The sequence below is a fragment of the Planktothrix sp. FACHB-1355 genome (assembly GCF_014748295.1).
Lineage (GTDB): Bacteria > Cyanobacteriota > Cyanobacteriia > Cyanobacteriales > Aerosakkonemataceae > Aerosakkonema > Aerosakkonema funiforme_A.
The window spans coordinates 1-3,280 of sequence record NZ_JACJUP010000828.1; the positions used below are offsets into that span (position 1 = coordinate 1).

A 3,280-nucleotide genomic window follows, 5' to 3' on the forward strand; every position below is an offset into this window, starting at 1 on the left:
CACTCCTGCAAGTGCCTTAACAAAAGTTCATACAGTGTCGATTACTTTTGTCCGACTACTTAGGCTTCTCTAAAAAGACATTTCCACCCAAACGCGCTACTTCCACCCGATCGCTTAACTGATTGCGTGCTGTCAACACTAACACCGGAATCCTGGGATCTTGTTGCGCCAGTTCAGCTAGTAAGGTCAGTCCGTTCTCTGTGCTGTCGGGAAAGGTGAGGTCTAGGACAATAACATCAGGTGGACAGCAGGAAATCGATTTTCTTGCAGATATTGGATCTGTTGTCACTTCTACCTGAAAACCCCAAACGATCGCTTCCCTTTTGACCGCTTCGGTCAACACTACATCATCATCGACCACCAGCAACCGACCCGACCCCATCTTTAAATCGGGAGTCGTCGCCGTTGTAGATGGCTTATCTTCCACAACTTGCTTGAGAAGCGCAACCAATTCTGCAAGCTGCTGCGCCTCCCGAACACCCAAAGACTCTAAGCTTAGCAACTGTTCGATCTGCCGCGCCACCTCTGAACCTTTTGGGAAGCCAAATGAACCCAGCGAGCCAATCAAGCGATGCGCCTCCAACTGAGCGGAGACTCGCAGTTCCCGATCGAGATTTCCGGTAGAGATTTGGGCAATCGCTCGATCGAACAGCACTATATGCGAGCCCAAACTCTGTTTGAATTTGCCCCATACCTGCTGCATAATTGCCTGCACTTTGGCTTGAGCTTGACGCTTGTCTGCGGTCGCGATCGCAGCTTTGGGCGTCTCTTCTGGAGAAACCCTTGGCGAGAGGGAATCTTCCGGTAGTTGTTTGAGTCGATAACCCAATCCGTATACCGTCTCGATCGAATCTTTAGTCATTCCCCCTGCTTTTAGCTTCTGGCGCAGACCTTTGATTTGAGTAGAGACGGCTTCCTCTTGGGGAAATTCACCATTAGGCCAGATGCGGTCTAGTATGGCACTCCGGCTGAAAATACGTCGGGGATTGCGGAGAAAAAGCTCTAGTATGCTGAACTCTTTTGGGGTTAAGTGTAAAGCTTTTCCGCCATAAGTAACTTGACCGGCATCTGGATCGAGCTGAAGCTTTTCCCAGGTCAACATAGTAATTAAGCTAGAACTGCCCCTTCGCAGTAAAGCCTGAATCCGAGCGATTAATTCCGATCTTTCGTAGGGCTTGACCAGATAATCATCGGCTCCTGCTTGTAAGCCGAGTACCCGGTCAGCAGTGCTGTCTTTGGCACTCAACAGCAGAATCGGCATCTGTAAGCCGTGCGATCGCAGTTGGCGACAAAGACCGATTCCATCCAAATTTGGGAGAATAATATCTACTACGAGCAAATCGTAGTGAAAGGCTTGAGCCAGTTCCAAAGCCATTTGACCATCCTCCGCTGTCTCAACAGTGTAGTGATGGGTAGTGAGTTCTTGTGCTAGGACATTAGCTGTCGTCTCATCATCTTCTACTAGCAGAATTTTCATTGGAACTGATTCCTTTTCATCGGAAGTCATTCCTTAACACTACAGTACCCTCAAGCCAAAAAAAATAGCGATCTGCTGCCTTATCCTCAATCTTCAAAGCTTGTTAACATTTTAGGCTTACACTGCCTAATCCAAACCGTCATTTCTTGGGCTCCCTCCTGTTTTAAATCTTCCATGTAGCCGACTTGAGCGGCAGCAGCTTCCCGAATACTATTAAAAGGCCCAATGTAGTAAGTACACTCTGGTAATAAAGTAACAATTTTTACCCACCAGCCAAATTTAATTTCTTCTTGTTTTGGAAGTGTACGATTTGTTAAAAGCATCAGAAATATCCCTCGCTATTTTAATGAAAATATTCAAATTTCTTCAAAATATTAGAGCGGCATTAGCTTTAACTAAGCCACTGTTAATACTTAATTTAGAGCCAGTGTCTAAGCCACCCAAAATGCTATCGGGATTGGGCATTTCTTGATAACAGTGGCGGCAAAACCAGTAGACTCTTTGGGAGCGAATGTGGCGGAGTAAAGTAGTAGAACAACAAGGGCAAGTACAAGTTAACATTTTTTAACCCCCTGGTTTAAATTCGTGTTGAGACAAAATTAATTCACGCGATTCTTGCTTAACTCTTCCATTCATGGTAGCCTGTTGCAACTCCATAAAAGCTTCCAAATCTTCTAAGGAATATTTACTGTTGAGCAACAGTCGTAATTGATTTTCTGCGGTAATACTCAGAAAATCAGTTTCTAGAGCCTCCCGAACTAAATTGAGAATTGATTCCATGATGATGCCATCCCAAATGATGTTATATAAAGTCTCACAGCAGCAAGCTTTATACTTTCGGCTTTAAAAAAATATATTCAAGCCATCAACTAGCTGAAGAAGAGGCGCTAAAGTTGAAGTTCGGCGATTGAAGTAGACCGGAGTTGGTTCTGCTATAGACCAGCAGAATATCGCGAATTCCCAGATGAATGTAATGCTCTATATCTAATAGCTCCTTCCTGGGATAGGGAGGGAATAATATTTGTTTTGGCAAAGGCTGTGTTTGTTCTATAACAGCGTACTTATTAGGAACGCGGCTTAGAACATAAGCCAACAAATCTTGGCGCAAACCAGCCTCAGAAAAAGCTTGTTGGTATGGATATGTTGGATAGCTCGATAAAATATTTTCAATTTCATCGATGACTACAGTTAAGGTAAGATTGAAAAGTTCTTTTGCCATTTTTAACTCCTGATAGCTTTTCAAATTTGCGGTTATTAAACTTTTGGCACAGATGCAACTGTATTTTTTCGTATAAAAGGGAAATAGCTGGAGTTTTTCAGCAAATTTACAATCTGCCTCTAAAAAAGCTTCAAATATCAGAATTGTTTGGGGGCAAGCGGCCTTTTTCAAGTACAATCTGGATATCTTCATGATAATTTTTATAGACTTCATATATCTGTTTAGAAGCATCTTCTAAAGAAAGCTCTCCAGTTGTTTGTAAATCACAAATGTAAGTCACTCTTTCTAAAAATTTTACCATATTTTTGAGAGCATCAATAAACACCAAATCTTCTGGGGGAATAATTGCCATGACGATCGCAGCGAGGGTAAAGAAAATTAGGATAATCAGCCATGCTCAGAAAACAGAGTTCTAGGGAGTGGCTATTCCCTAGCCGCTAGGGGAAGGAGTCATGAGAATCAAGGTAGTTAAGAATTAAGAACTTCCTCACTACCTTGGCTGTTCGCAACACTTGAGAGCTTAAGAAACAAATTTGAGGAAATTTTGAGGAATAAAATTCTTGTTTAGTAAAAAAAATATTTTG

General features: G+C 42.7%; 5 protein-coding genes. All 5 read right to left on the minus strand.

Translation table 11 applies throughout. The features are described from left to right. Positions 1-55: 55 nt before the first annotated feature. Positions 56-1,477 (minus strand): response regulator, encoded by a 1,422-nt coding sequence (locus H6S82_RS25525; protein ID WP_190475886.1) that lies wholly within the window; start codon positions 1,475-1,477, stop codon positions 56-58. An 86-nt stretch (positions 1,478-1,563) separates the two neighbouring features. After that, positions 1,564-1,800 carry a DUF1816 domain-containing protein gene (locus H6S82_RS25530; protein ID WP_190475885.1) on the minus strand — a complete coding sequence of 79 codons (237 nt, stop codon included), beginning with the start codon at positions 1,798-1,800 and terminating at the stop codon, positions 1,564-1,566. 241 nt (positions 1,801-2,041) lie between these two features. Continuing rightward, positions 2,042-2,257, minus strand: a complete 216-nt coding sequence (locus tag H6S82_RS25535; protein ID WP_190475883.1) for a hypothetical protein — start codon at positions 2,255-2,257, stop codon at positions 2,042-2,044. 85 nt (positions 2,258-2,342) lie between these two features. Next, entirely contained in the window at positions 2,343-2,696 is a 354-nt protein-coding gene (locus H6S82_RS25540; RefSeq protein WP_190475881.1) for a hypothetical protein, read from the minus strand. Positions 2,697-2,826: 130 nt separating this feature from the next. After that, positions 2,827-3,048 carry a hypothetical protein gene (locus H6S82_RS25545; RefSeq protein ID WP_190475879.1) on the minus strand — a complete coding sequence of 74 codons (222 nt, stop codon included), beginning with the start codon at positions 3,046-3,048 and terminating at the stop codon, positions 2,827-2,829. Positions 3,049-3,280 lie beyond the last annotated feature (232 nt).